Here is a 26,522-nt window from a genome sequence, read left to right as displayed (position 1 = left end):
ATGTTACCTCGGTGAACGACTGGCGACCGCCGCCGAACCGCGTGCCGTCTACGCGAATGGTGTTGGATGGTCGCCATGTCCGGTACCCAGGGGCCGTTGGTCGAGGTCGAGCGGCTCGTCGCCGAGCTCGACCAGGCCGATCCGCCCACCCTGCTCGACGTCCGCTGGCGGCTCGTCGGCCCGCCCGGCCGTGACGACTACCTCGCCGGCCACCTGCCCGGGGCGGTCTTCGTCGACCTGGACACCGCGCTCTGTGGGGCGCCGGGCGCCGGCGGCCGACACCCCCTGCCTGACCCGGCCGCGTTGCAGGCCGCGCTCCGGGCCGCCGGCGTCCGCGCCGGTCACCCAGTGGTGGTGTACGACGGCGGCGACGGCATGGCCGCCGCGCGGGCCTGGTGGACGCTGCGCTGGGCGGGGCACCGCCAGGTGCGCCTGCTGCACGGCGGCTACCAGGCCTGGGCCGGCGCCGGCCGGCCCGTCTCCACCGACGCGCCCGCCCCCGGCCCCGGCGACGTCGTGGTGCGCCCCGGTGATCTCCCGGTGCTCGACGCGGGGGAGGCCGCCGCGCTGGCCGCCGCGGACGACGCCGTGCTGCTCGACGTACGGGCGGCGCCGCGCTACCGGGGTGAGGTCGAGCCGATCGACCCGGTCGCCGGGCACGTGCCGGGAGCGGCGAACCTGCCCTCCGGGGAGTACGTCGGACCGGACGGCCGGTTCCTGGCCGCCGACGTGTTGAGCGAGCGGTTCGCCGCCGCCGGGGTGACCGAGGGGCGGGCCGTCGGGGCGTACTGCGGCTCGGGGGTGACCGCCGCGCAGGCGGTGCTCGCGCTGCACCTGGCCGGCCGCACGGACGCCGCGCTCTACGTTGGATCGTGGAGCAACTGGGTGGCCGACCCGGCCCGGCCGGTCGCCTCCGGGCCGACACCCGGCCGCTGACCAGCGCGTGCGGTGGGCCGGCGCCGGTCCTCGTGCGACGATGGGCTCATGTCCGACGACACGGTGGTGGTGTGGGACGAGTCGCTGCTCGCCTACGACATGGGTGACCATCCGCTCGACCCGGTCCGGGTGGAGCTGACCATCGCGCTCGCCCGCGAGCTGGGCATCCTGCACCGGCCAGGGGTGCGGGTGGTCAAGCCGGAGCCCGCAGACGACGCCCTGCTCACCCGGGTGCACGAGCCGGCCTACCTCGCCGCGGTGCGCAACGCGCCGCGCGACCCGCTCTTCGCCGGGTACGGGCTGGGCACCTCCGACAACCCGGTCTTCGAGGGGATGCACGAGTCCAGTGCGCTCATCGCCGGCGCGACGGTGGCCGCCGCCGAGGCGGTCTGGCGCGGCGACGCCCGGCGGGCGGTGAACGTGGCCGGCGGGCTGCACCACGCGATGGCCGCCCGGGCCTCCGGCTTCTGCGTCTACAACGATCCCGCGGTGGCCATCGCCCGCCTGCTGGACCTGGGCGCCGAGCGGATCGCGTACGTGGACGTCGACGTGCACCACGGCGACGGGGTGCAGGACATCTTCTGGGACGACCCTCGGGTGCTCACTGTCAGCCTGCACGAGACGCCGCTGGCGCTCTTCCCGGGCACCGGTTTCCCGGACGAGACGGGTGGGCCGCGCGCGCAGGGCACCGCTGTCAACATGCCGTTGCCGCCGGGTGTCGACGACAGCGGCTGGCAGCGGGCGTTCCACGCGATCGTGCCGTCGGTGCTGCGCGCGTTCCGGCCGCAGGTGCTGTTCAGCCAGTGTGGCGCCGACGGGCACCGGCTGGATCCGCTCGCCGACCTGAACCTCACAGTGGACGGGCAGCGGGCCACCTACCTGGCGATGCGGGCGCTCGCCGACGAGTTGTGCGAGGGCCGGTGGGTGGCCACCGGCGGCGGCGGGTACGCGCTCGTCGAGGTGGTGCCCCGGGCCTGGAGTCACCTGCTGGCCGTGGCCACCGGTGACCCCATCGACCCGGCCACGCTCACCCCACCCGCCTGGCGGGACCTGGTCGCCTCCCGCCGTCTGGGCCGGGAGGTGCCACTGCGGATGACCGACGACGCCGACCCGTCGTACGAGCCGTGGCAGCCGACCGGCGAGCCGAACGCTGTGGACCGGGCGATCGCGGCCACCCGCAAGACGGTCTTCCCGCTGCTCGGGCTCGACCCGCACGATCCACGGGACTGAGCCGGGCCGGGGGAGGGCGTTCCGGTGACGACAGTGGGCCAGCCTGTCGACGTGCTGCTCAGCGATGGCAGCACCGTCCAGTTGCGACCGATCGACCCGGCCGACGCGCCGGGCATCGTGGCGATGCACAGCCGGTTCTCCGAGCGGACCCGTTACCTGCGGTACTTCTCGCCGTACCCGCGCATCCCGGAGCGGGATCTGATCCGTTTCGTCACGGTGGACCACCACGACCGGGAGGCGTTCGTGGTGCTGGTCGCCGACCAGATCGTCGCGGTCGGCCGGTACGAGCGGCTCGGCCCGCAGGCTCCGGAGGCGGAGGTGGCCTTCGTGGTGGAGGACGCCTACCAGGGGCGGGGCATCGGCTCGGTGCTGATGGAACACCTGGCCGACGCGGCCCGCCGCAACGACATCATGAGCTTCGTCGCGGAGGTGCTGCCGGCCAACGGGACGATGTTGCGGGTCTTCGCCGACTTCGGCTACCAGGTCCAGCGCGAGTACGCCGACGGCGTGGTGCACCTGAGCTTCCCCATCGCGCCCACCGAGGCCAGCCTGGAGGTGCAGCGGGGCCGGGAGCACCGCACCGAGGCCCGCTCGATCGCCCGGCTGCTCGCCCCGCGCGGCATCGTCGTCTACGGCGCCAGCGCAACCGGCCAGGGCGTCGGCGCCGCGGTGCTCGGGCACCTGCGCGACGGCGGGTTCACCGGTGCGGTGGTGCCGGTGCATCCGAGCGCGGCGACCGTGGCGGGTCTGCCCGCGTACCCGTCGGCGGTGGACGCCGGAGCGCCGGTGGACCTGGCCGTGGTGGCGGTCCCGCCGGAGGCGGCGACCGCGGTGGTCGCCGACGCGGCCGCCGCTGGGGTGCACGGCCTGGTGGTCATCTCGGCCGGCTTCGCCGAGGCCGGCCCGGAGGGCGCGGCCACCCAGCGGGCGCTGGTCCGCGCGGCGCACGCTGCCGGAATGCGGGTCGTCGGCCCGAACTGTCTGGGCGTGGCCAACACCGACCCGACGGTACGCCTCAACGCCACCCTCGCCCCGGCGCTGCCGCCGGCCGGTCGGGTGGGCATCTTCAGTCAGTCCGGTGCGTTCGGGGTGGCGCTACTCGCCGAGGCGGACCGGCGGGGCCTCGGGCTGTCCAGCTTCGTCTCGGCCGGCAACCGGGCCGACGTCTCCGGCAACGACCTTCTGCAGTACTGGCAGGACGACCCCGGCACCGACGTGATCATGCTCTATCTGGAGACCTTCGGGAACCCGCGCAAGTTCGCCCGGCTGGCCCGACGGATCGGCCGGGCCAAACCGGTCGTCGCGCTCGCCTCGCCGGCCCGCCCGCCGGGGGTCGGTGACGCCGCCGGCCCGGACGAGGTGGCGGTGGCCGCGCTCTTCGCCCAGTCCGGGGTGATCCGGGTGGACACCGTGCCGGAGCTGCTCGACGTGGGGGTGCTGCTGGCCAACCAGCCGTTGCCGGCCGGCGGCCGGGTAGGTGTGGTCGGCAACTCCTCGGCCCTAACCGGGCTCGCCGCGACCGCGTGCGTCGGGCAGGGCCTCAGCGTGGCCGACGGCTACCCGCGTGACGTCGGGCCGAGCGCCGGTGCCGCCGAGTTCGCCGCCGCGCTCGCCGAGACGGCCGCCGACGAACGGGTGGACGCCCTGGTGGTGGTCTTCGCCCCGCCGCTGCCCGGCCAGCTGACCGAGGTGGACGCCGACGTGACCGCCGCGCTGCCGGCCGCCCTCGCGCTGGGCAAGCCGACAGTGGCGACGTTCTTGGTCGGGCGTCTGCCGCCGGGGGTGCCGGCGTACGGCGGCGTGGAGGAGGCGGTCCGCGCGCTCGCCCGCGCCCACCGGTACGCCGAGTGGCTTCGCCGCCCGCCCGGGGTGGCACCGCAGCTGCCCGGCCTCGATCGGACGGCCGCGCAGGCCGCGCTCCGGGCCGACACCACCGACCCGGGCCCGCTGCTGGCCGCGTACGGCATCGACCTGGTGGCGTCGGTGCACGTCGACTCCGCCGACGCGGCGGTCGAGGCGGCCGTGCGGCTGGGTTTCCCGGTGGCGCTCAAGGCGGCCGCCCCCGGGCTGCGGCACCGACTCGACCTGGGCGCGGTCCGGCTCGACCTGTCCGACGAGCCGACCCTCCGTCGCGCGTACGTCGACCTGGCGGCGACCTTCGGCGCGGACGCCCTGGTCCAGCCGATGGTCCCGCCCGGGGTGGCCTGCGTGGTGGAGGTGGTGGAAGACCCGGCGTTCGGGCCGGTGGTCGGCTTCGGCCTCGGCGGGGTCGCCACCGAACTGCTCGGCGATCGGGCCTGGCGGGCGGTGCCGCTGACCGACCGGGACGCGGCCGAGCTGGTCGACGAGCCCCGGGCAGCGCCGTTGCTCCGCGGGCACCGGGGGGCCGCGCCGGTCGACCAGGCGGCCCTGGCCGACCTGCTGCTGCGGGTGGGTCAGCTCGCCGACGAACAACCCCGGGTGCGGTCGCTGACCCTCAACCCGGTGCTCGCCCGCCCGGACGGCATCTCGGTCCTGCACGCCCAGGTGGGGGTGGGTGGTGTGGTCGCCCGCCCGGACACCGGCCCTCGCCGCCTGTGAGCGGGCCCGGTCAGGCGCGGCTGGAGATCTGCTGGACACCCCAGGTGTTGCCGTCCGGGTCGGCGAAGAAGACGAAGCCGACGTTGTCCAGCGGATCCGGCACCGGCCGGGGGTTCTGACCCACCACCTGGATCTCGCTGACCTCCACACCCCGCCCGACCAGTTCCTCGTGGGCCCGCTTCAGGTCGGGCACCACGAGTTGCAGGCCCTTGACTGAGCCGGGTGGCATCTCGGGGATGACGCCCTTGCCGATCACGATCGAGCAGCCGGAGCCCGGCGGGGTCAGCTGGACGATGCGCGCCTCGTCGTTGATCACGGTGTCGTGGTCGACAGTGAACCCGAGCTGGTCGGCGTAGAACTTCTTGGCCCGGTCCACATCGGAGACCGGCACGATCACCACTTCCAACGTCCAGTTCATGGTTGTTCTCCTCGTGTCGTCGTTGTCAGGTGCAGCAACTCGGCGAGCCGCAGGTAGCTCTGCCCGACGCCCCGAGCCATCGGGTAGCGCAAGACGATGTCCCGTCCCTCCGCGGTGGCGTACAGCAGCGTGGTGGTGACCGTCGTCCGACCGGCCAACTCGGTGAACTCGTGGCCGACAAGGGTCTCGCCGGGGTAGGACTGGTCGTCGAAGAGTTCGGTGTAGACCAGCCGGTGCGGCGGCTCGATCTGCCGGTAGACCCCAGCCTGGACCATCCGGGCACCCGCCGGGCCCAGTGACATGAACCGCCACCGCCCGCCGACCCGCAGGTCGACGTCGCACTCCGCCAGCCGCCAACCGCGTGCGCCGTACCACCGGACCAGCAGCTCGGGTTGGGTGAAGGCGGCGAACACCAGGTCCACCGGGGCGTCGAACAGCCGACTCAACACTATTTCCCGGTCGCTCGGGGCGTGCACGACGAGCGCGTCATCGAGGCCGGTCACCGGCCCGTCCCGTCCGGTCGGTCGTGCCGGGGCTCGGCGGCCTGTTCCACGGTGGTGTCGGCCCGTTCCCTGGTCTGGAGCTCACCGAGCAGGGCGTCGAGGCGTTGGTAGCTCTCCGCCCAGTAGTCGCGGTAGTCGGCGAGCCAGGCCGTCGCCTCGCGTAGTGGTCGGGCCTCCAACCGGCACGGCCGGCGCTGGGCGTCCCGCCCCCGGGTGACGAGGCCAGCGCGCTCCAGCACCCGGAGGTGCTTGGAGATCGCCGGCTGACTCATCTCGAAGGGCTCCGCCAACTCCGTCACGGTGGCCTCGCTCAGCGCGAGCCGGGCGAGGATGGCCCGCCGGGTCGGGTGGGCCAGCGCTGCGAAGGTCGCGTCCAACAACTCGACAGCCATTCGCTCATAACCTCCTGGTTAAATAACCACTTGGTTTTATCGCAGCTGGGGGCCGCCGTCAAGCACCCGACAGCACGGAAGGCCCCGGCGAACCGCCAGGGCCTTCCGTGGGAACCAGGTGCGTCAGCAGGCGTACGCCTCCAGGCGCTGGGCCCGCTCCGGGGCGCGCAGCTTCAGCAGCGTCACCTTCTCGATCTGCCGGATCCGCTCCCGGGACAGGCCGAACTCCCGGCCGACCTCGTCCAGGGTGCGCTGCCGGCCGTCGTCCAGGCCGAACCGGAGCCGGATGACCGCCTGCTCCCGCTGGGACAGGGTGGAGAGCACGATGCTGACCTCGTTGCGCAGCTCGCCCTGAGCGGCGGTGTCGCCCGGCTCGCTACGCGGGTCCACCGAGGCCACGAAGTCGCCGAGCGCGCTCTCACCGTCGTCGCCGACGGCCTGGTCCAGACTCACCGGCTCCCGGTCGTAGGAGATCAGCTCGATGACCTGAATCTCGGGGATTTCCAGCGCGCGGGCCACCTCGGCCACCGTTGGTTCGCGGCCCAGCGTCACGGCCAGCTCGCGGCGGGCCCGGACCATCCGGTTGACCTGCTCGACCATGTGCACCGGGATGCGGATTGTGCGGGCCTGGTCGGCCATTGCGCGGGTGATGGCCTGGCGGATCCACCAGGTGGCGTACGTGGAGAACTTGTAGCCCTTGGCGTAGTCGAACTTCTCCACCGCCCGGATCAGACCGAGGTTGCCCTCCTGGATCAGGTCGAGAAACGCCATGCCACGGCCCGTGTAGCGCTTGGCGATGCTGACGACCAGCCGCAGGTTCGCCTCCAACAGGTGGTCCTTGGCCGCCCGACCCTCCGCGACGATCAGCTCCAGGTCGGCTCGCAGCTCCGCGGAGACGGGGGTGCAGGTGGCCAGCTTCTCGTCGGCGAACAGGCCGGCCTCGATGCGCCGGGCCAGGTCGACCTCCTGCGCGGCGGTCAGCAGCTTCGTCCGGCCGATACCGTTGAGGTAGGCCCGGACCAGGTCGGTGGAGATGCCGCGCTCGTCGGTGGCGTCCAGGTCGACGAGGGCCTCGGAGGCCCCGTCGGCGTTGGTCGTGGTGGCCGGGCGCGTCCGGTGTTCCGTCATCTGCAGGACCATCTCTGTCTCTCCCCGTTTCCACGTCGGTGCCGTGTTCCCGGCCCAGTGGTGCCGGTGTGACAACAGCTTGGCGGGCGGGGCGTAAAACGGGAGTGAGGCGATCGGGCACCCGACAGGAATTGCGTCGGATCGCTGGTGCGGTGTGTCGTCCCGGTGAGTGGTTGCCCGCCCCGGCTACGTTGCGGACGGCCGGCCACCTCTGGTCGGCCGAGGACGACAGATGGAGGACGGTGTGGTCTTCAAGCGGCTCATGAAGGCAATGGGCGTCGGCGGCCCGTCGGTCGAGACGGTGCTGGCCAACCCGAACTGCCGCCCGGGCGGCCAGCTAGAGGGCCGCATCCAGGTGATGGGCGGCGACCACCAGGTCGACATCGACCACGTCACCCTCGGCCTGGTCACCCGGGTCGAGGTCGAGAGCGGCGACAACGACTACGACACCACTCAGGAGTTCCACCGTCAGCAGGTCACCGGCGCTTTCCGGCTGGAGCCGGGGCAGCGCTACGACCTCCCGTTCCGCTTCGCCGTGCCGTGGGAGACACCGGTCACCGAGCTGTACGGGCAGCACCTGCACGGCATGACGATGGGCCTGCGTACCGAGCTGGAGGTCGCCCGCGCTGTCGACAAGGGTGACCTGGACGCCGTCTCGGTGCACCCGTTGCCGACGCAGGAGCGACTACTGGACGCGTTGCTGCGGCTGGGTTTCCGGTTCGCCCGCGCCGACGTGGAGCGTGGTCACATCTACGGCGTACGCCAGACGTTGCCGTTCTACCAGGAGATCGAGTTCAGCCCGGCGCCGCAGTACGCCCGCTCGATCAACCAGTTGGAGGTCACCTTCATCGCCGACGCGCAGCAGATGCAGGTGGTGCTGGAGGTCGACAAGCGCGGCGGTGTCTTCACCGAGGGCCGGGACGCCTTCGGCCGGTTCACTGTCGACCACGCCACCGCCGACCGCACCGACTGGACTGCCGAACTCGACAACTGGCTCCGCCAGTCCCTGACCCGCCGAGGCCTCTTCGGTTAGAGGTCCAGGAGGAGGGTTTGGGGGCCTATGTTGGTGCTTTCCACCAGCATATGGGTGCGGAAACGGCCAGTCTCGACCTTGGCTCCTCGTTCACGCAGGGCGTCGACCACCGCTGTCACCAGTGGCTCGGCGACCTCGGCGGGGGCGGCGGCGGTCCAGCTCGGGCGGCGGCCCTTGCGGACATCGCCGTAGAGGGTGAACTGGCTGACCACCAGGATCGGCGCGCCGGTGTCGGCCGCGGACCGTTCACCGTCCAGGATGCGCACCTCGTGCACCTTGCGGGCCATCGTCTGAGCGGTCTCCGTGGTGTCGGTGTGGGTCACCCCCAGCAGCACCAGCAGGCCGTTCTCGATGGCACCGACCACCTCGCCGTCGACCGTCACGCTGGCCCGGCCAACGGTCTGCACCACCGCCCGCATCAGGCGCTCACCGGCTCGATGAAGCCGCGTTCCACCAGGTGCGCCACGATCGGGCCGGCGGCCTCGGCCATCTCGTCGGGCTCGACGTCGTGCGCTGCGGCGAGCAGGGCGAGCTGGTCACGCAGCGGCAGCCGGCCGTCGGCGCCACCGACCAGCGCCAGCACCAGCGGGTCGATCTCCTCGGTCCAGCGCAGGCCGTGTGGCATCGCCAGGACCTGCCGGTCCACCCCCCAGCCCTCGTCGCCCATGGTGGCCTCCTGTCGCAGCTGGAGGCCCTCGGCGGCCCGATAGCGCTCGGCGAGCAACGCCTCTGTGTCGCGTACCCGGAGAAAGTCCTGGCGGTCGAACCAGGAGGCGACCTGGTCGCCCAGCGGTGGTTGCACCCGCTGGCGCAGGTCCTCCACCCGGACCACCGGGTCGGCGTGCCCGCCCCGGCGCAGTGACACGATGCCGAAGCCGATGCCCTCCACCTTGTGCGCGTCGAACCAGTCCAGCCAGGCGGCCATCCGCTGCGGGTCGGCGGTCTCGCCGACGTCGGTGAGCCACAGGTCGACGTACGCCATCGGGTCGGCCACCTCGCGCTGGATCACCCAGGCGTCCAGGCCGGTCCCGGCGAACCACCCGGCGACCCGCTCGTCCCACTCCTCGCCGGCGACGTGGACCCAGTTCGCCAGGTACTGCATGGTGCCGCCCTCGGTGAGCAGGCCCGGGGCGGCGGCGGCCAGTTCGGCGCCGATCGCGTCGCCGACCCGGCCGGAGTCGCGGTACACGTGCGTGGTGGTGCCCGGGCCGACGACGAACGGCGGGTTGCTCACCACCAGGTCGAACCGCCGACCGGCCACCGGGGCGACCATGTCGCCGCGGAGCAACTCCCAGTCCTGGCCGTTGAGGGCGGCGGTGGTCGCGGCGAAACGCAGCGCCCGCTCGGAGAGGTCGGTGGCGGTCACCGACCGGGCGTGGGTGGCCAGGTGTAGGGCCTGGACGCCGGAGCCGGTGCCCAGGTCCAGTGCGGTGTCGACCGGCCGGCGCATGGTTGCGCCGATCAGGGTGTGGGTTGCCCCGCCGACGCCGAGGACGTGCTCGGCGTGCAACGGGCGACCCGGTCGGGCGCTGGCCGGCACATCGGCGAGCACCCACCAGTCCTCGCCGTACGGCTCGAGGTCGACGCCCGCGCGCAGGCCGTCGCCGTACCGCTCGACCAGCCCACCGGCCAGGGCCTCGTCCAGGCTCAGCGGCGCCAGCGCGGTGGCCACCGCGGCCTCCGGCTCGGTCTGGTCGCAGATGAACACCCGGATCAGGGTGCCCAGCGGGTCGCCGTCCTCGGTGGCGCGCAGCGCGGCCCGGTAGTCGTTGCGGGCGACCGCCGCGGTCGCCTGGGCGCCCAGCCGCTCGGCGATGCCGTGGCTGGTGAAACCGGTCCGGGTCAGCGCGGTTCGCAGCGCGTCGACACCGGCGGGGGAGAGCAGCATGTCGTGTTCGTCCACCCCGACATCCTGCCTGCCGTCGCGTCCCGGGTCAGCGTCACCCGCCGGTACATGTCGGAGCGTCGGTGGCGGCCCGGGTCGGTGGGCCAGGCAGGATGGTCCGCATGACGCTTGTGCTGCCCATCGACCCGGAGGCTAACCGGCTGCTGGAGCGCAGTCCGCTGGCCCTGCTCCTCGGCATGGTCCTCGACCAGCAGGTGCCGATGGAGAAGGCGTTCTCGTCGCCGTACGTGCTCCAGCAGCGGCTCGGCCATGAGCTGGACGCGGCGGAGCTGGCCGGGTACGACCCGGAGGCCCTGGTCGCGCTCTTCGCCCAGCCGCCCGCGCTGCACCGGTTTCCGAAGGCCATGGCGGCCCGGGTGCAGGAGGTCTGCCAGGTGCTGGTGGAGCGCTACGACGGTGACGCGGCGCTGCTCTGGGCCGAGGTCGCCGACGGACCGGAGCTGCTGCGCCGCGTCTCGGCGCTGCCCGGCTTCGGCAAGCAGAAGGCGCAGATCTTCGTGGCCCTGCTCGGCAAGCGGTTCGGGGTGACCCCGCAGGACTGGCGGAAGGCTGCCGGGGACTACGGCGACCCGGGCGCGTACCGGTCGGTGGCCGACGTCACCGACGCCGACTCGCTGCGCCGGGTGCGGGAGTTCAAGCAGCAGATGAAGGCGGCGGCCAAGGCGAAGACCGGCGGCTGACCGACCGGCCCGGTGAGGGCCGGTGAGGGCCGGTCTGCTCAGGCGGCGGTGGGGTGCGCCAGCGAGGCCAGCGCGCGCCGGACGTCGGCCAGCGAGACGGTCGCCGAGTCGTCCAGGTCGGCCAGGCCGGCCTCGATCCACTGGCGCATCAGTGTGGTGACCCCGATGCCCCGGGCGTCGGCGGCGGCGCGAACCCGCTCGTAGGTGTCCAGGGGGAGCCGCACCGAGCGGCTCACCATCGGCACGTCGGTGTCGGGGGTGGGCAGGTCTGCCGGCGGGCTCTCGTCGATCAGGTCGGCGATCCGGTCGCCGCCGCCGTGGAACTGCTTGGTCGCGTCGTTACGGTGCATCGTCACGGCCTCCTCATCGGCGAGATCTCCGCACGGCCTCGTCGTAGCGCTTGGACTCGACGTCGCTCAACTCGCGGGCGGAGAGGATGTCCCAGTCGTTGTCGGTGCCATCGGCCTCGGCGAGCAGCACCGCCAGCCGGCGGCCCCGACGGGCGGCGGCGTAGACCACCATCACGTCGTCACCCAGATGCCGGATGACCCGTCGGGCGCTGTGCAGCGCCTCCCAGACTTCCCCGGGTGTGACGTCGTAGACCCTCAGGTTGGCCAACGCCTCGTCGGTGAAGCTGAACCTGCTGCCCACGTTGCGGAGCGTACCACGCACGTAACACGCGACGGGATGAGTCGAAGTTCGCTGATCACGGGCCTGCGGTGACAGGATGAGGCGTAACCCCTCGAGGAGGTCCATGGTGAAGCGTCAGGCGTACCAGCCGATTCTGATCACCGACGCCTCGCGCAGCCAGGGTGATCAACTCACCAGCCGTCAGCGCCGCTACGTCCTGATGATGGGCATCCGGGTGGCCTGCATCATCGTCGGCGCGATCCTGGTCGGTGCGAACGCCCCGCTGCTCTGGCTCTGGCTGCCGTTGTGCGCCCTCGGCATGGTGCTCATCCCCTGGCTGGCCGTGCTGCTGGCCAACGACCGGCCACCGAAGGAAGAGCACCGGCTGGCCAACCGGTTCCACCGCCGGCACACGGACGACACCCCGCCGATGAGCCTCACCGCCGAGGAGCGCCCGCACAAGGTCATCGACGTCGAACCCTGACCCGCGAACGGGCCAGGGTTCCATCCGTCCCCACCGCGCCAGGCCCGGCGCGGGCCGTTACGGCTGTGGCCGGGCGCCGGCCGTGGAGACGGCCAGCGCGCCCAGGTCGGTGGCCCGGCTCAACGCCGCGGTCGGGGTGGCACCGCCGAGCCACGCGGTGAGCAGACCGGCCGCGAAGGCGTCGCCCGCGCCCGTGACGTCCACCACTGCCACCCGCCGGGCCGGTGCCACGCAGACCGGCGTGGTGCGGTCGACCCAGACCGCGCCGGCCGCGCCACGCTTCACCACGACCCGCCGAGCCGTCGCCGACAGCGCCCGCCCCTGCGCCGCCGGGTCCAGCCCGCCGGCCAGCACCGTTGCCTCGTCCGCGTTGACCAGGAGCAGGTCGATGTCGCGTACCCAACTCAGGAACGCCGCCGCGCCGACTCGCCGCAGCGGCGCCGCGGAGGCCGCGTCGACGCTGATGGTGAGCCCGCGCTCGCGGGCGGCAGCCAGCGCCCGCAGCCCCGCGCCGCGCGACTCGGCGTCCAGCAGTGTGTACGCGGACAGGTGCAGATGCCCAGCGTCGGGCGCCGCCGCGAGGGCCTGCTCGACGTGCGCGGCGCTCAGCCGCAGGTTCGCGCCCCGCTGGCTGACCATGGTGCGTTCGTCGTCGGCGGCCAGCACGATGACAGTGCCGGTCGGTGCGCCCTCGACCCGCTCGATCGCGCAGTCGACGCCTGCCCGGTCGAGTTCGGCCACCCGGTCCCGCCCAGCGTCGTCGTCGCCGACCGCGCCGACGAGCGTGACGTCCACCCGCTGCGCGGCGACCCACGCGGCGGTGTTGGCCGCCTGACCGCCGCCACCAAGACTGATCTCGGCCCCGGTGTCCGAGCCGGCCGCGAGCGGCCCGGACAGCACGGCGACCACATCGGTGATCACGTCCCCGACGACGACCATCCGGGCCGGTCGGGTCATGCCGGGACGGCGGTGCCGCGGGCCGCCGAGGCGACCGCGATCCGCGCGGCCAGGTCGGCGTTGCGGAGGATGATCCGCACGTTCACCGCCAGGCTCGCGCCCTCGGTGGCCGAGTGGAAGTGCGCGAGCAGGTACGGGGTGACGGCCTTGCCGGTGATCCCGTCCCGCTCCAGCAGGGCCAGGCCGTCGGTGAGGGTCCGGTCGTGCAGCTCCGGGTCGAGCTGCTCGTCGACCGGCAGCGGGTTGGCGATGAGCAGCCCGCCGGTGTGCACTGCGTGCTCGTCCCGGGCGGCGAGCACGGCAGCGACCTGCTCCGGTGAGTCCACCGACCAGTCCAGGTCGAAGCCGGCGTCGGTGAGGTAGAAGCCGGGGAACCGGCGGGTGCGGTAACCGACCACCGCGACGCCGAGGGTCTCCAGGCGCTCCAGCGTCGCGCCCACGTCGAGGATCGACTTGACCCCGGCGCAGACCACAGCGATCGGGGTCTGGGCCAGGGTGACCAGGTCCGCCGACTCGTCGAAGGTGTGCGCGGCCTCCCGGTGCACCCCGCCCAGCCCGCCGGTGGCGAACACGCCGATACCGGCGGCGGCGGCCACCGCGCTGGTCGCGGCCACCGTGGTCGCGCCGTCTGCGCCGGTCGCGGCAGCCACCGCGAGGTCACGGACGGAGAGCTTGGTCACTCCGTCGACGGTGGCCAGCCGGGTCAGCTGCGCGTCGTCCAGGCCGACCACCAGCTCGCCGGCGATCATGCCGATCGTCGCCGGAACGGCCCCGGCGTCCCGAACCGTCCGCTCGATCTCCCTGGCCACGCGCAGGTTCTCCGGTCGCGGCAGGCCGTGCGAGACGATGGTGCTCTCCAGGGCGACGACGGGCCGGCCGTCGCGCAGGGCTTCGGCCACCTCGGTGCCGTAGCTGATGTGAAAGTCAGTCACACGGGCACCGTACGGGGTGGGGCCTCGGCCGGCCTCAAGTGGACCCGGCCGTGATGACCTGCCAAACTTGTCGGTTGGAGGTGCAGACGTGAGCACAGAGGTTCTCGAGCGTCCGGAGCTGAAGGACGCCGACACCGGTCCCGAGATGTTCCACTACGTCCGCAAGGAGAAGATCGCCGAGAGTGCCGTCATGGGCACTTTTGTCGTCGCTCTCTGCGGCGAGACCTTCCCGGTCACCAAGGCGGCCAAGCCGGGTTCGCCGGTCTGCCCCAAGTGCAAGGAGATCTACGACTCCTACCGTGAGTGAACCTCGGCCGGCGCTCCGGCCGGCGACGTAGCCTGCGGCGGTGACCACCTCCACCGCCCTGCTCCTCGCCGACCTGACCGGGGTGGCGGTGTTCGCCGCGTCCGGTGCCTCGGCGGCGGTGGCCAAGCGACTGGACCTGTTCGGCGTCGCTTTCGTCGGCTTCGTGGCAGCCCTCGGCGGTGGGATCTTCCGGGACCTGGTCATCGACGAGGTGCCGCCGCTGGCCTTCGCCGACTGGCGGTACGTGGCCACCGCCGCGATCACCGCACTCGCCGTCTTCTGGCTGCACCCGCAACTGGCCCGACTGCGCACCACAGTGCTGGTGCTCGACGCGGCCGGCCTGGCGCTGTTCACCGTCACCGGCACGCTCAAGGCGCTCGACGCCCGGGTGCCCGCGGTCGGCGCCTGCCTGATCGGCATGCTCACCGCGATCGGCGGTGGGCTCGGCCGGGACCTGCTCACCGCCGAGATCCCTGTCGTGCTGCGCCGGGAGATCTACGCGCTGGCCGCACTGGCCGGTGCGGTCCTGGTGGTGCTGCTGTACGTCACCGGGCAGACCGGGCCCGCACCGCTCACCGCCGCCGCCGTCCTGGTCTTCGGGCTGCGCCTGATCGCGCTGCGTCGACGCTGGTCCGCGCCGGTGGCCACGCTGCGCCCACCGCGCGCCGACGGGGCGGATCCACGCACCGACCGGGAGTGGTGAGACGGTCGGGCCGCTGTTCAACTGGGTGCGGGATTGTGACCAGCGTGGCGTCGCCTGGGCCCGACGGCCCGGCCTGGTTATGCTGAGTCGGCCTTCGCGGCAGCTTCTGCGCGGAGGCGTTTTCATGGGCGGCGGATCCTCGTGGCCCTCGCCCGGGGTCCGCAATCGTGCGGTCGGAGAGGAGCTTCGCGTGGCAGCCCGGACGCCGGTGCTCGAGACGTTCCCGGCGCTGCGCGCCTGGCAGCGCAAGGCGCTGGTGGAATACCTGCGTCGCCGCAGCGAGGACTTCACCGCTGTCGCCACGCCCGGCGCCGGCAAGACCACCTTCGCCCTGCGGATCGCGGCCGAACTGCTCGGTGACGGCACCGTGGAGGCGGTCACCGTCGTCGCGCCGACCGAGCACCTCAAGAACCAGTGGGCCGACGCGGCGGCCCGGGTGGGCATCCAACTCGACGCCGCGTTCCGCAACGCCGACCTGCACTCCGCGGCCGACTTCCACGGCGCGGTGGTCACCTACGCACAGGTGGGGATGGCCCCGCAGGTGCACCGGCGGCGCACCATGACCCGACGCACCCTGGTCATCCTCGACGAGATCCACCACGCCGGCGACTCCCGGTCCTGGGGCGACGGGGTGAAGAACGCCTTCGAACCCGCCGTACGCCGGCTGATGCTCACCGGGACGCCGTTCCGCTCCGACGACAACCCGATCCCGTTCGTCAGCTACGAACGGGGCGGAGACGGGCTGCTGCGCTCCCGCGCCGACTCGGTGTACGGCTACTCCGACGCGCTGCGCGACGGCGTGGTCCGGCCGGTGCTCTTCCTGGCGTACTCCGGGGAGACCCGCTGGCGTACCAACGCGGGGGAGGAGCTGGCGGCCCGGCTGGGCGAGCCGATGACCCAGGACCTGGTGGCGCAGGCGTGGCGTACCGCCCTGGACCCGGCCGGCGACTGGATGCCACAGGTGCTGCGGGCCGCCGACGCCCGACTCACAGTGCTGCGCAACGCGGGCATGGCCGACGCCGGCGGTCTGATCATCGCCACCGACCAGCAGACCGCCCGCTCGTACGCCAAGCTGATCGAGCAGGTGACCGGCGAGAAGGCCGCCGTGGTGCTCTCCGACGACCAGGGCGCGTCCGCCCGGATCGCGACGTTCGCGGCGTCCGACCAGCGGTGGCTGGTCGCGGTGCGGATGGTGTCCGAGGGGGTCGACATCCCCCGACTGGCGGTCGGGGTCTACGCCACCAGCGCCAGCACCCCGCTCTACTTCGCCCAGGCGATCGGCCGGTTCGTGCGGGCCCGCCGACCCGGGGAGACCGCGTCGGTCTTCCTCCCCAGCGTGCCGCACCTTCTCGGCTTGGCCAGCGAGATGGAGACCGAGCGCGACCACGTCCTCGGCAAACCCAAGGAAGCCGACGGTTTCGACGACGACCTGCTGGAACGCGCGCAGCGCGACGACCAGGCCAGCGGGGAGTTGGAGAAGCGGTTCGCGGCGCTCTCGGCCACCGCCGAACTGGACCAGGTGATCTTCGACGGCGCCTCGTTCGGCACCGCCGCCCAGGCCGGCACCCCCGAGGAAGAGGAATACCTCGGCCTGCCCGGCCTGCTCACCGCCGACCAGGTTTCGCTCCTGCTGACCAAGCGGCAGGCCGCACAACTCGCCGCCCAACGCCGCCGTACGGCCGACGGAGCCGCTCAGCCGGCCGCTGCGGCCACAGCAGCGCCACCCGCACCCATGAGCGCCGCCCAGCGCCGCGTGGCCCTCCGGCGCCAACTGAACGCTCTGGTGGCCGCCCGACACCACCGCACCGGCCAGCCACACGGCAAGATCCATGCCGAACTGCGCCGACTCTGCGGCGGCCCGCCGAGCGCCCAGGCCACGATCGAGCAGCTCGAGGAACGCATCGCCACCGTGCAAACCCTCTAGACCTGCCCGGTGGGTGGTCCTGCCCGGTGGGCGGTCCTGCCCGGTCGGCGGTCCTGTATGCGCCCGCGCTTGGAACGCACTGACTGCGCCCGTGCCTGCGGTGGGGTCGGTGGCCGTGCTGGCGGTTTGATCCACTCGGTTTCCTTGAAGACGCGGTCTTGGAGCGGCGTGGAGGGCGCGACTTCCTTGAAACCGAGTGGATCACGGCTTTCGTCCGGGGTGGGGCCGAGGATTGTCTTCCTAAAACGCCCGCGCTGGTGGGCCTCTGCGGGGTGCCTCTACTTCAAGATCGCGCAATATCCGGGATGTAGTGGCATCGGTGCGTCGGTGAGACCACTACATCCTGGTTCGAGCACGACCGTGGAGTTCGTGGGCGCTCGCAACCTGTTCCCGGTCCCTCGGGGCGGTATGCGTCGTCAAGGTCCGCGCAATTTCGGGGATGTTGGTGCTTCCCGCGTGTCGGAGGCAGCAACTTCGGGGAAGTTGCGGAGATCTTGGCGCGGGGCGCGGGGCGCGGGGCGCGGGGCGCGGGGCGCGGGGCGCGGGGCGCGGGGCGCGGGGCGGCCCGGACAGATAAAAGTCGGCCGGAGGCACCCTCGGGGTGCCTCCGGCCGACTATGTCGGTTTGCGGATTTAGTTCGCCATCAGATCGGCGCCACGCCAGCTGAAATCGGGCTCCGTTGCGAACCGCTCGGTGATCTTCACGAGATCCTCCGCGTACTTGTTCGCGTGGTGCCCGCAGAACACCAGCTCGCTCCCACCCGCCAGAGTGATCCGGAGCTTCCCGGCAGCATTGCAGCGGTCGCACCGTTCATCGGCGGCTGGGGGCGCCACCGTCTCGGGCGGCGGCGTGAGGGTCGGGGTCATCGCCTTCCTCCTCTGGTCGTCACCGATGAACAATCTCTTCGGTCGTTGCTCACCTATCGTGCAACACCCTTACTAGGCACTGCCTTCCCTGTGTGCCCGCGGGGGACCGAGGTCACACCTGGAAGGGACAGTGTGCCGTGCACCCAGGGTGCCACGTCAACGATCACATTCGTGCATCCGGACGATCACCATCTGGTGTTGCACACCAGGTGGTCAAAACGACACGTTCGGTTGACGAAACCCGCTCAGTCCAGGTAATCCCGGAGGACCTGCGACCGGGACGGGTGGCGCAGCTTGGACATCGTCTTGGACTCGATCTGCCGGATCCGCTCCCGGGTCACCCCGTAGACCTGGCCGATCTCGTCGAGCGTCCGAGGTTGGCCGTCGGTCAGGCCGAAGCGCAGGCGTACCACACCCGCCTCACGCTCGGAGAGCGTCTGCAGCACCTGCTGGAGCTGGTCCTGCAGGAGCGAGAACGAGACCGCGTCGACCGCGACCACGGCCTCGGAGTCTTCGATGAAGTCGCCGAGCTGGCTGTCGCCCTCGTCGCCGATGGTCTGGTCCAGTGAGATGGGCTCCCGAGCGTACTGCTGGATCTCCAGCACCTTCTCGGGTGTGATGTCCATCTCCTTGGCCAGCTCCTCCGGAGTGGGCTCGCGGCCCAGATCCTGGAGCAGCTCACGCTGTATGCGGCCGAGCTTGTTGATGACCTCCACCATGTGCACCGGGATGCGGATGGTGCGGGCCTGGTCGGCCATGGCGCGGGTGATGGCCTGGCGGATCCACCAGGTGGCGTACGTGGAGAACTTGTAGCCCTTGGTGTAGTCGAACTTCTCCACGGCCCGGATCAGACCGAGGTTGCCTTCCTGGATCAGGTCGAGGAAGGCCATGCCACGGCCGGTGTAGCGCTTGGCCAGCGACACCACCAGTCGGAGGTTCGCCTCCAGGAGGTGATTCTTGGCCCGCTCGCCGTCGCGGGAGATCCAGCCCAGGTCACGGACCATGTCCCGGACGAGCTTCTCTTCGCCCTCGTCGGCAGCCCGCAGCCGCTCGGCGGCGTAGAGCCCGGCCTCGATCCGCTTGGCCAGCTCCACCTCCTGCTCGGCGTTGAGCAGCGGAACCTTGCCGATCTGCTTCAGGTACGCGCGGACGGAGTCGGCGGAGGCGGTCAGCTCGGCGTCGCGTCGCGCCTGCTTGAGGGCCTCGGACTCCTCGTCGTCCCACTCGAAGTCGTTGTCGGTCGCCGAGGCGGCGGCGTCGGTCTCGGCGGCCTGGGCCAGCTCGGCCGGCTCCTCGACCACCACGTCCTCGATCGTGGCGGCAAGCTCCTCCGGGTCGATCTCGCCCTCGGCGCCCTCGCCCTTGGCCTTGCCGGCAGCCTTGGTCGGCTTGGCTCCGGCAGCTGCGGCCACCGTCGCCTTGGTGGCGCGGGTCGACCGGGTCGCCTTCGCCGGGGTCGCGGCGGCAGCCTCAGCGCCGGTGCCGGTCGCCTTGCGGGCGGCCACCTTGCGCGGGACCGACGTCGCCGGGGCGTCGTCGAGGGAGGGCGCCTGCTTCGGGGCCGGCGCGGCGGCCTTCTTGGTGGTCTTGGCGGTGGTGGCCCGGGACGCTGGCGTGGTCGAGCGGGCCGCGGCGACGCGGCGACGGGTGCTCGCCGAGCCGTCCACCACGACGGTCACTCCCGCCTCGGAGAGCGCGCGCAGGATCTTCTTGGCCTGGGCCGGAGTCACCTCGGCGGACTCGACGGTGCGCGCGAGCTGAGCCGACGTGAGCTGACCACCGGCGCTCTGCGCGTGGGCGATCAGGGTGTCGGTGAGCGAGCGAACGTCGGCGCCGGGCTGGCGGGGTTCTGTCACGAATGACCTTCCGGAGGCGAAGAGCGGGCACGGCGGGTTCGTCCGGCGCAGCGAGGGTTACCGTGCCGGGCGATGTGGTTGAGGGACCCTCGTGTCACGGTCCGGCCGGTGGTCGGCGGTCCGTGCCGCGTGGGCAGGGGTGAATTGTAACGCCGTCTGCGGCGATCATCCTGCTCCGCACCGCGTACCGCCGGTGGGGACCGTCGGTGCGGCGGAGGTATGGGCTTCGCGGTAATGATAGCCGCCGGGCCGGCGAAGGGCTTCCGTCGTCGAGCCCGAGGGTGCGCAGATCGTGTCCGAACTGCCGTCTGAGCAGCCAGTACCGGGTCAGCGGGGCGGCTGCGAGGGAGCGCGTGCGGATCACCGAGGTCGCTGGTGGTCCGGCCGGTGGCGTCCCCACCAGGTCGCGGTTGGGCAACGGTTGCGGGCCGAGCGTGGACGGGGTGGTAAGCACTTAAGCCACATTACCGGACCTAAAGGGGCATATTGCCGGAGGTTGGCCCCTTGAGTCGCGCGGGCGGTATCGGCACACCCCTGGCCGCGGGATGTGGAGCACCAGAGATCCTGGTCTGGCGCCGTCGCGCGCTGTCCGGAACGATGATCTTTGAAAGCCGGGTCGGTAGTTCCACACATCCACATGCACCCGGAGTGCGGAAAGAGGCGAATCATGACCAACTCGGCGACGACGTCATCGGAGCTGCTGAGCATCGCGGTGCAGGTGGCCCGGGACGCGGCGGACACCGCGTACCGGATGCGCGCCGAGGGGGTCGTTGTCGCCGCCACCAAGAGCACCGTCACCGACGTGGTCACCGCCGCCGACCGGGCGGTCGAGCGGCAGATCCTCGACGCGCTGGCCGCGCTGCGCCCGGACGACTCGGTGCTCGGTGAGGAGTACGGCGAGGAGACCTCCGGCACGGGACGCAGCGGGGTGCGCTGGATCGTCGACCCGATCGACGGCACAGTGAACTACCTGTACGGGCTGCCGCACTCCGCGGTCTCGCTGGCCGCCGAGGTGGACGGGACGGTGGTTGCCGGCGTCGTGCGCAACGTGAACACCGGTGAGGAGTGGACCGCCACGGCCGGTGGTGGGGCCTGGCGCGATGGCAACCGGCTGCGGTGCTCCGGTGAGGTCGACCTCGGGCAGGCGCTGGTCGGCACCGGCTTCGGCTACGACGCCGCCCGTCGGTCACACCAGGCGCAGGTGGTGGCCGGGCTGATCGCACACGTACGCGACATTCGCCGGCTCGGCGCCGCCGCGCTGGACCTCTGCCTGGTCGCCGAGGGGCGGCTCGACGCGTACTTCGAGAAGGGTCTTGCGGCCTGGGACCTGGCGGCGGGCGGGCTGGTGGCCGCCGAGGCGGGGGTTCGGGTCGCCGGCCTGGCCGGTCGGCCGCCGGGGCCGGACCTGGTGGTCGCGGCCCCGCCCGCTCTCTTCGCGCCGTTGCACGATCGGCTGGCCGCGCTGGACGCCGCCGGCGGACCCTGAGCGGCCGGCCCTGACCAGCGGCTCGGGGCCGGCCGGGCCCTGACCAGCGGGTCGTGAACGGCCGGGCCGTGATCCTGCGGACCAGGTCGGTGCCTGGCCGGGCCTGGCCGCCGACCCGGCGCCGCTGTGGGTCGGTTACGCCGTCACTTGGCGGGTGGGGACGGGCAGGAGCCCTTGGGCGCCTCCGGCGGGCCCGAGTCGCCGAGTGACTGGTTCACCTCGGTCGTGGTGGCGAGCTGCTGGAAGTTGTTGCCCAGCACCACGTCCACGGTGTCGTCGGTGCGCTTCGGGTCGTAGCCCGGGGTGGCGTTGTTGAGGAAGTACGCCTGGAGCAGGTGCGCGGACCCGACGCCCTTCGGGCCGTACCGCAGCACCGCGACGCTGTTGACCTTCTTCTCGTTCCCGGTCTTCTTGACCTGGAACTGTCGATTGCTGAACTCGTCGGCGACGGTGGAGGCGAGGCCGGGCTGATCCGTGGCGTTGAAGACGTTGATCTTGACGTCCTTGCGCTCGCGCAGGGTCAGATCCGCCAGCGGCCAGCCCTCGGGGCAACCCGCCGCGGTGCCCGCGTTGCCCTGGCTGTCGCGGACCACGGCCACGACGACGAAGACCAGGGCGATGACCGCCAGCAGGCCGACGACGACGAGTGCTCGCACGCGCGCAAAACTCATCAGGGCACTCCCCGGACCTCAGGTGGGTGGTGACGGCCAGAAACGATCGCTCAGGCCGCCGGCCGTCGAATACGCCGCTGAGGTTAACGGTTGTCCGGCCGTCGCGTGGAAACAGCCCGACATGCCGGCGCGGCGACCGCGAACCGGGTACTACTACCCCTATCTTCGTGTCGCCTGAATCACATTGGGAACAACTTCGCGTGCGGGGGCGTACATCTCAGCCGCAAGGGCGGTATACATGCCTCGCCCAAGGGGGGGTAAGGTTCCGCGCTCGCAGGGGAGTCGCCCCGGCGAGCTCGACCCGTTCGGTCCTCGGGTCGGGTGCCCGACACAAGTGGTGGCCGGCCAGCGGAACCGAAACAGCGTCGTCCGGCGTTACAACCGGAAGCGACAACATCGATATGGGAGAGTGAAACCGATGGCCACCGACTACGACGCCCCGCGTCGCGACGAGGTCGACCTCGGCGAGGACAGCCTGGAAGAGCTCAAGGCACGGCGCGTCGACTCACAGTCAGGCGCGGTGGACGTCGACGAGGCCGAGGTGGCCGAGAGCTTTGAGCTGCCCGGTGCCGATCTGGCCGACGAGGAGCTCACGGTCAAGGTGCTTCCGATGCAGCAGGACGAGTTCCGGTGCGCCCGCTGCTTCCTGGTCCACCACCGTAGCCAGCTGGCGGTCGAGCGTAACGGCGAGCTGATCTGCCGCGAGTGCGTCTGACAGCCATGACACCAGCGGCGGCCTCCTGAACGGGGCCGCCGCTGCCGGTGTAGGCATGCGGCAGCGGTGGGTACCTGCTTGACTCGTAGCGGGTAGCCACAGCACCGGGAGGTCCGATGAGCGATCGAGGCGGCACCACCGATGGCGGCACGGACGGCCTGGGTGCAGCCCGTGCCACGGACGACCTTGATGCCGCCCGTGGCACGGATGACCTTGGTGCGACAGCGCGTACCGATGACCTCGGTGCCACCGTCGCGGCGTTGACCGCGGACGACATCGAGCCGGCCCGGCGCCGCCAACTGCTGACCCGGATGGTCGGGCAGGCCCGTGCGCGTGGCATCTCCGACCTGTTCAAGCCCCGCGCCGCCGTACGGTGGATGGTCGACACCGTCACCGAGATCGCCCCGCACGTGCCGGTGCGGGACCTGGACACGCTGCGCCGGCACTTCCCCGGTCTGGACGACGCCGCCCTGGCCGACAGACTCATCCGCAACGCGTCGAGGACCACCGCCGCGATCGGCGCGGCCGGTGGAGGCGTCGCCGCCGTCGAGTGGACGGTGGCCCCGACCCTGCTCTCCGCGCCGGTGCTGCTCGCCGCGGAGACCGTGGCCGTGGTGGCGGTGGAGCTGAAGCTGGTCGGCGAGCTGCACGAGATCCACGGAGTGGCGCTACCAGCCACCGGTAGCCAGCGGGCGGTCGCACTGGTGCACTCCTGGGCCACTCAGCGCGGCGTCAACCCGATGGTGCCCGGCGTGGGAGTGGGAGCGGTGCTCGGCACCGCCGCCCGCAAGGAACTGCGGGACATGCTGCTGCGGCGCTTCGGTCGCAACCTCACCACGCTCGGGCCGTTCCTGACCGGCGCGGCGGTGGCCAGCTTCCTCAACCGCCGGGCCACCCAGCAGATGGCCGACCAACTCCAGGTCGACCTGCGTCGGCGGGGCATCGCCCGGCCCGCGCCACCGAACGCCCTCCCGGGCCCACCGACCGGCACCTGAGCGGGCGTGCACCGCCGGACCGGCACCTGAGCGCCTGCGGCCCCGGACCGGCACCTGAGCGGGCCTGCGCCGCTGGGCCGGCCTGAGGCCGGCACCCCGGTCGGCTGAGCCGGCCTGGGCCGTCGGATCAGCCCGGCTCGCCCGCGGCCGCCTGGGAGGTCGCCAGGGCGTCCCGTGCGGTCAGCACCGCCTCGGCCAGCTCGACCGGGTGGCGGGTGCTCACCACCCAGAACGGGGTCGGATCAGCAGGGTCGTCGAGGATCACCTGCACGGCGCCGCCGATCCACGGTCGCTGCACCACGAAGGCGAGGGGGTCCGCGCCGACGCCGAGCACCTCACGTCGGCCGGCCACGTCCAGCGGCACCACGTCGGCCACGAAACGGACCGGCAGGCGGGCGTCGTCCACCCGCAGTTCGGCGTCGGCCACCCCGATACGGATCCGGCCCAGCCACCACAGCCCGGCCGCGGTGAGCGGCACCAGCACGGCGAACGGCAGCCAGGTGCGGACGCCGGAGGCGCCCATCCAGATCTCGACGGCCAGCAACGCGGCGGCGACCAGCCCGGCCAGCCACAGCCACCAGGGCAGATCCAGCCGCTCGGTGTACGCCGAGCGGGCGGCGACCGGCGGCTGATCGGTGGACGGGGAGGGCGACATGCTCACTCCTGCGAGGGTACGGCGCACGGCGGCTCGACGAACCGGCAGGATGGCAGGGTCACCCCGCGAACCGGACGGAAGAGGGGACCCGTGACCGACGTCGTACCCGTGCTCGTGCAGCTGCTCGACCCGGAGCTGCCGCTGCCCACGTACGCCCATCCCGGCGACGCCGGGGCCGACCTGGTGGCCGCCGCGGACGTGGAGTTGCCGCCCGGCGGTCGTGCCCTGGTGCCCACCGGCGTGGCCATCGCGTTGCCGGAGGGGTACGTGGGCCTGGTCCATCCCCGGTCCGGTCTGGCGGCCAGGCTCGGCGTGACGGTGCTCAACGCGCCCGGTACGGTCGACGCCGGCTATCGGGGTGAGATCCTGGTCAACCTGATCAATCATGATCGGGATGTGCCGGCGAAGATCTCCCGCGGCGACCGGATCGCGCAGCTCGTGGTCCAGCAGGTCGCACGGGCGCGGTTCGAGCCGGTGGTCGAGCTGCCCGCGTCCCGGCGCGGGACCGGTGGGCACGGGTCCACCGGTGGGCACGCCGGGCTGGTGCCGTCGCCGACGGGCCAGGACCGGGTCGAGCGGCGGCCGAGCGAGCTGGGCCGCGGGCAGGCGGAAGAGGTGGCAGGGTGAGTGTGAACAGCGGAGGGCAGGCGCAGTGATCTTCTCCCGAAAGCGGGCCGATGCCGAGCGGCAGACCCGTGACGAGCGGGCCACCCAGGTCCCGGACCAGGGCGATGCGGCGCCGACGCTGGAGCGCGGCCCGTACGACATCTCCGAGAGCTACGACGACGTGCAGCGACTCGACCTGGGCAGCCTGCACATCCCGGCGATCGCCGACGTCGAGGTGCGGGTGCAGGCCGACCCGCAGGGTGTGATCCAGCAGGTGGTGCTGGTGCATGGCGACAACGCGCTCCAGTTGGGCGTCTTCGCCGCCCCCCGGTCCGAGGGGATCTGGGACGAGGTGCGTGAGGAGATCCGGCAGTCGCTGCTCCGTGACGGCGCGAGCGCGCAGGAGGTCGCCGGGGAGTACGGCCCGGAGCTGCACGCCCAGGTGCGTACCCCGGACGGGGTGACGAACCTGCGGTTCGTCGGGATCGACGGGCCGCGCTGGATGGTCCGTGGCGTGTTCCAGGGCCCGGTGGCCACCGACCCGGCCATGGCCGGGCCGCTCGTCGAGTGCCTGGACGGCCTGGTGGTCGACCGTGGGCAGGAGGCGAAGCCGGTCCGCGAGCCGCTGCCGCTGCGGCTGCCCCGGGAGGTCGCCGACCAGGCCGAGGCCGAGGCGGGCGACGCCGCCGCCGCGCCGCGTCAGGTCTGACCCGCGCGCACCGGCCCGCCGGAACCAGCCCCGTCGGCGTACGCTGGCGGCACGGTTCCGGCGCCGCCGGGGCCGGCCGGGGACGGCGAGCGTGGAGAGGGTGACGCGGAGGTCATGACGACCGACGAGAGCCGGGTGTCGCTACGGCGCATCCTGCAGAGGTTCACCGCCAGCGAGGCCGAGATCGACGCGCAGGAGCTGCGTCGGGAGAGCGCCGAGTGCGGCGGGATCCCCGCCCAGCAGTGCTCCCGGGGCCAGCTGGTCTCGGTCGCCGGGCGGCTGCGCACTGTGGTCTACACGCCGCGCACCAACCTGCCCACCCTCGAGGCCGACCTGTACGACGGCAGTGACGTGGTCACCCTGGTCTGGCTGGGTCGGCGGCACATCGCCGGGATCGAGCCGGGCCGGCACCTGACCGCCCGTGGTCGGGTGGCCGTGCGGGACGACCGCAAGGTCATCTACAACCCCTACTACGAGCTGGACTCGCCCAAGTGACGGCACTGCGGACGGAAGGCCGGCGATGACGACGGGACAGGACCGGGCGGCACAGCCGGAGATTGACCCCGAGGGCGAGGAGCCGCTGCCGACGATCGCCGAGCAGATGGCCGACCAGCTCGGCGGGTGGCGCGGGCTGGTCGAGTCCAGCATCCCGGTCGTGGTGTTCGTCGTCGCCAACATCATCGGCGAGCTGCGGCCGGCGGTGATCGCGTCGATCGCGGTCGCCGTGCTGATCGCCGGGCTGCGGCTGGCCCAGCGTCGGCCGATCCGGCACGCCGTCAACGGGCTCTTCGGCGTCGGCGTCGGCGCGGCCATCGCCTGGCGTACCGGCGACGAGCGTGACTTCTACCTCCCCGGCATCCTCTACGGCATCGGGTACGGCGTGGCCCTGCTGATCTCGGCCGCGATCCGGCAGCCGCTGGTGGGCTGGATCTGGTCGGTGTTGGTGGCCAAGGGCCGCTCGGAGTGGCGGGCCGACCCGAAGCTGGTGCGTACCTTCACCCAGCTGACAGTGCTCTGGGGTGTGGTCTGGCTGGCCAAGGTGGGCGTGCAGGCCGGGCTCTACCTGGCCCACCAGGACACCGCGCTGGGCGTGGCCCGGCTGGCCCTGGGTTACCCGCCGTACGCGCTGCTGTTGCTGATCACGGTCTGGACGGTGCGCCGGGTCACCCGGGAGTCGCCGCCGGCCCCGCTGCCCAGCGCCTGAGCGAGGCCGGGTCAC

30 protein-coding genes are annotated in these 26,522 nt (G+C 72.4%); 16 read left to right on the top strand and 14 right to left on the bottom strand.

Translation table 11 applies throughout. The annotated features are described in order from the left end of the window. Positions 1-75: 75 nt before the first annotated feature. The 3 genes from OH804_RS20235 to OH804_RS20225 are packed head-to-tail and all read left to right on the top strand — an operon-like array spanning position 76 to position 4,746. Positions 76-936 (top strand): sulfurtransferase, encoded by an 861-nt coding sequence (locus OH804_RS20235; protein ID WP_406058819.1) that lies wholly within the window; start codon positions 76-78, stop codon positions 934-936. A gap of 48 nt (positions 937-984) precedes the next feature. Beyond that, on the top strand, positions 985-2,166 hold the full coding sequence (locus OH804_RS20230) for an acetoin utilization protein AcuC (RefSeq protein ID WP_406058817.1): 1,182 nt from the start codon (positions 985-987) through the stop codon (positions 2,164-2,166). Positions 2,167-2,190: 24 nt separating this feature from the next. After that, a complete protein-coding gene (locus OH804_RS20225; protein ID WP_406058815.1) occupies positions 2,191-4,746 on the top strand; it encodes a GNAT family N-acetyltransferase in 2,556 nt (851 codons plus the stop codon). A 10-nt stretch (positions 4,747-4,756) separates the two neighbouring features. On the opposite strand, the gene OH804_RS20220 is transcribed toward OH804_RS20225, so the two are convergent. The 4 genes from OH804_RS20220 to sigB all read right to left on the bottom strand — a co-directional run bounded on the left by OH804_RS20220 (position 4,757) and on the right by sigB (position 7,199). Further along, positions 4,757-5,164: a VOC family protein gene (locus tag OH804_RS20220; protein ID WP_196921681.1), complete on the bottom strand. Its 408-nt coding sequence runs from the start codon at positions 5,162-5,164 to the stop codon at positions 4,757-4,759. Beyond that, positions 5,161-5,667 (bottom strand): SRPBCC family protein, encoded by a 507-nt coding sequence (locus tag OH804_RS20215; RefSeq protein WP_406058813.1) that lies wholly within the window; start codon positions 5,665-5,667, stop codon positions 5,161-5,163. Before OH804_RS20215 ends, OH804_RS20220 begins: the two co-directional genes overlap by 4 nt. Beyond that, complete coding sequence (locus OH804_RS20210) at positions 5,664-6,059, bottom strand: helix-turn-helix transcriptional regulator (RefSeq protein WP_196921683.1); 396 nt, start codon at positions 6,057-6,059, stop codon at positions 5,664-5,666. The genes OH804_RS20215 and OH804_RS20210 overlap by 4 nt, the downstream gene beginning before the upstream one ends. Positions 6,060-6,182: 123 nt before the next feature. Next, positions 6,183-7,199, bottom strand: coding sequence for an RNA polymerase sigma factor SigB (gene sigB, locus OH804_RS20205; RefSeq protein ID WP_406058810.1), 1,017 nt, complete (start codon positions 7,197-7,199; stop codon positions 6,183-6,185). 232 nt (positions 7,200-7,431) lie between these two features. On the opposite strand from sigB, the gene OH804_RS20200 reads away from it, so the two are divergent. Beyond that, positions 7,432-8,220 (top strand): sporulation protein, encoded by a 789-nt coding sequence (locus tag OH804_RS20200; RefSeq protein WP_196924822.1) that lies wholly within the window; start codon positions 7,432-7,434, stop codon positions 8,218-8,220. Here OH804_RS20200 and dtd read toward each other — a convergent pair. Then, positions 8,217-8,639, bottom strand: a complete 423-nt coding sequence (gene dtd / locus OH804_RS20195; protein ID WP_196921685.1) for a D-aminoacyl-tRNA deacylase — start codon at positions 8,637-8,639, stop codon at positions 8,217-8,219. The genes OH804_RS20200 and dtd overlap by 4 nt on opposite strands. After that, positions 8,639-10,123: a methyltransferase gene (locus tag OH804_RS20190; protein ID WP_406058808.1), complete on the bottom strand. Its 1,485-nt coding sequence runs from the start codon at positions 10,121-10,123 to the stop codon at positions 8,639-8,641. The genes dtd and OH804_RS20190 overlap by 1 nt, the downstream gene beginning before the upstream one ends. Before the next feature lie 95 nt (positions 10,124-10,218). On the opposite strand from OH804_RS20190, the gene OH804_RS20185 reads away from it, so the two are divergent. Continuing rightward, positions 10,219-10,806, top strand: coding sequence for an HhH-GPD-type base excision DNA repair protein (locus OH804_RS20185; protein WP_196921687.1), 588 nt, complete (start codon positions 10,219-10,221; stop codon positions 10,804-10,806). Positions 10,807-10,844: 38 nt separating this feature from the next. Here OH804_RS20185 and OH804_RS20180 read toward each other — a convergent pair whose 3' ends face one another. After that, positions 10,845-11,156 (bottom strand): hypothetical protein, encoded by a 312-nt coding sequence (locus OH804_RS20180; RefSeq protein ID WP_406058806.1) that lies wholly within the window; start codon positions 11,154-11,156, stop codon positions 10,845-10,847. A 13-nt stretch (positions 11,157-11,169) separates the two neighbouring features. Then, positions 11,170-11,457: a hypothetical protein gene (locus OH804_RS20175; RefSeq protein ID WP_074318059.1), complete on the bottom strand. Its 288-nt coding sequence runs from the start codon at positions 11,455-11,457 to the stop codon at positions 11,170-11,172. 103 nt (positions 11,458-11,560) lie between these two features. Between OH804_RS20175 and OH804_RS20170 the strand changes: the two genes are divergently transcribed. Continuing rightward, positions 11,561-11,920 carry a DUF3099 domain-containing protein gene (locus OH804_RS20170; protein ID WP_196921689.1) on the top strand — a complete coding sequence of 120 codons (360 nt, stop codon included), beginning with the start codon at positions 11,561-11,563 and terminating at the stop codon, positions 11,918-11,920. A 57-nt stretch (positions 11,921-11,977) separates the two neighbouring features. On the opposite strand, the gene OH804_RS20165 is transcribed toward OH804_RS20170, so the two are convergent. Next, entirely contained in the window at positions 11,978-12,877 is a 900-nt protein-coding gene (locus OH804_RS20165) for a carbohydrate kinase family protein (protein ID WP_196921690.1), read from the bottom strand. Further along, the gene (locus OH804_RS20160) at positions 12,874-13,809 is read right to left on the bottom strand and encodes a pseudouridine-5'-phosphate glycosidase (RefSeq protein WP_196921691.1); all 936 of its coding nucleotides are present in this window, start codon (positions 13,807-13,809) and stop codon (positions 12,874-12,876) included. The genes OH804_RS20165 and OH804_RS20160 overlap by 4 nt, the downstream gene beginning before the upstream one ends. A gap of 88 nt (positions 13,810-13,897) precedes the next feature. Between OH804_RS20160 and OH804_RS20155 the strand changes: the two genes are divergently transcribed. The 3 genes from OH804_RS20155 to OH804_RS20145 all read left to right on the top strand — a co-directional run bounded on the left by OH804_RS20155 (position 13,898) and on the right by OH804_RS20145 (position 16,743). Then, positions 13,898-14,116, top strand: coding sequence for a DUF3039 domain-containing protein (locus tag OH804_RS20155; protein ID WP_007456912.1), 219 nt, complete (start codon positions 13,898-13,900; stop codon positions 14,114-14,116). A gap of 40 nt (positions 14,117-14,156) precedes the next feature. After that, positions 14,157-14,819 (top strand): trimeric intracellular cation channel family protein, encoded by a 663-nt coding sequence (locus OH804_RS20150; RefSeq protein ID WP_196921692.1) that lies wholly within the window; start codon positions 14,157-14,159, stop codon positions 14,817-14,819. A 190-nt stretch (positions 14,820-15,009) separates the two neighbouring features. Continuing rightward, positions 15,010-16,743 carry a DEAD/DEAH box helicase gene (locus OH804_RS20145; protein ID WP_091400594.1) on the top strand — a complete coding sequence of 578 codons (1,734 nt, stop codon included), beginning with the start codon at positions 15,010-15,012 and terminating at the stop codon, positions 16,741-16,743. 633 nt (positions 16,744-17,376) lie between these two features. Here the strand turns inward: OH804_RS20145 and OH804_RS20140 are convergent. Beyond that, entirely contained in the window at positions 17,377-17,610 is a 234-nt protein-coding gene (locus OH804_RS20140) for a hypothetical protein (RefSeq protein WP_030337431.1), read from the bottom strand. A 245-nt stretch (positions 17,611-17,855) separates the two neighbouring features. Next, a complete protein-coding gene (locus OH804_RS20135; protein WP_406058801.1) occupies positions 17,856-19,466 on the bottom strand; it encodes an RNA polymerase sigma factor in 1,611 nt (536 codons plus the stop codon). Positions 19,467-20,133: 667 nt separating this feature from the next. On the opposite strand from OH804_RS20135, the gene OH804_RS20130 reads away from it, so the two are divergent. Beyond that, the gene (locus OH804_RS20130) at positions 20,134-20,952 is read left to right on the top strand and encodes an inositol monophosphatase family protein (protein WP_196921695.1); all 819 of its coding nucleotides are present in this window, start codon (positions 20,134-20,136) and stop codon (positions 20,950-20,952) included. A 143-nt stretch (positions 20,953-21,095) separates the two neighbouring features. Here OH804_RS20130 and OH804_RS20125 read toward each other — a convergent pair whose 3' ends face one another. Beyond that, positions 21,096-21,608: a LytR C-terminal domain-containing protein gene (locus OH804_RS20125; RefSeq protein ID WP_196924823.1), complete on the bottom strand. Its 513-nt coding sequence runs from the start codon at positions 21,606-21,608 to the stop codon at positions 21,096-21,098. Positions 21,609-22,041: 433 nt separating this feature from the next. Here OH804_RS20125 and OH804_RS20120 point away from each other — a divergent pair, with 433 nt between their 5' ends. Both OH804_RS20120 and OH804_RS20115 read left to right on the top strand, forming a co-directional pair. Continuing rightward, positions 22,042-22,338: a DUF4193 domain-containing protein gene (locus OH804_RS20120; protein ID WP_007075406.1), complete on the top strand. Its 297-nt coding sequence runs from the start codon at positions 22,042-22,044 to the stop codon at positions 22,336-22,338. Positions 22,339-22,454: 116 nt separating this feature from the next. Beyond that, positions 22,455-23,333, top strand: a complete 879-nt coding sequence (locus OH804_RS20115) for a hypothetical protein (protein WP_406058798.1) — start codon at positions 22,455-22,457, stop codon at positions 23,331-23,333. Positions 23,334-23,460: 127 nt separating this feature from the next. Here the strand turns inward: OH804_RS20115 and OH804_RS20110 are convergent, their stop codons facing one another. Then, entirely contained in the window at positions 23,461-23,994 is a 534-nt protein-coding gene (locus OH804_RS20110) for a DUF3093 domain-containing protein (protein ID WP_406058796.1), read from the bottom strand. A gap of 84 nt (positions 23,995-24,078) precedes the next feature. Here OH804_RS20110 and dut point away from each other — a divergent pair, with 84 nt between their 5' ends. The 4 genes from dut to OH804_RS20090 all read left to right on the top strand — a co-directional run bounded on the left by dut (position 24,079) and on the right by OH804_RS20090 (position 26,507). Continuing rightward, a complete protein-coding gene (gene dut, locus OH804_RS20105; protein ID WP_406058794.1) occupies positions 24,079-24,615 on the top strand; it encodes a dUTP diphosphatase in 537 nt (178 codons plus the stop codon). A 25-nt stretch (positions 24,616-24,640) separates the two neighbouring features. Beyond that, positions 24,641-25,303 (top strand): DUF3710 domain-containing protein, encoded by a 663-nt coding sequence (locus OH804_RS20100; RefSeq protein ID WP_196921698.1) that lies wholly within the window; start codon positions 24,641-24,643, stop codon positions 25,301-25,303. A gap of 114 nt (positions 25,304-25,417) precedes the next feature. Further along, positions 25,418-25,798 carry an OB-fold nucleic acid binding domain-containing protein gene (locus OH804_RS20095; RefSeq protein WP_030489360.1) on the top strand — a complete coding sequence of 127 codons (381 nt, stop codon included), beginning with the start codon at positions 25,418-25,420 and terminating at the stop codon, positions 25,796-25,798. 25 nt (positions 25,799-25,823) lie between these two features. Next, the gene (locus OH804_RS20090; protein ID WP_196921699.1) at positions 25,824-26,507 is read left to right on the top strand and encodes a DUF3159 domain-containing protein; all 684 of its coding nucleotides are present in this window, start codon (positions 25,824-25,826) and stop codon (positions 26,505-26,507) included. Positions 26,508-26,522 lie beyond the last annotated feature (15 nt).

Source organism: Micromonospora sp. NBC_00860, from assembly GCF_045207375.1.
Classification (GTDB): Bacteria; Actinomycetota; Actinomycetes; order Mycobacteriales; family Micromonosporaceae; genus Micromonospora; species Micromonospora vinacea.
This window is presented reverse-complemented; position numbering and strand designations above follow the sequence as displayed.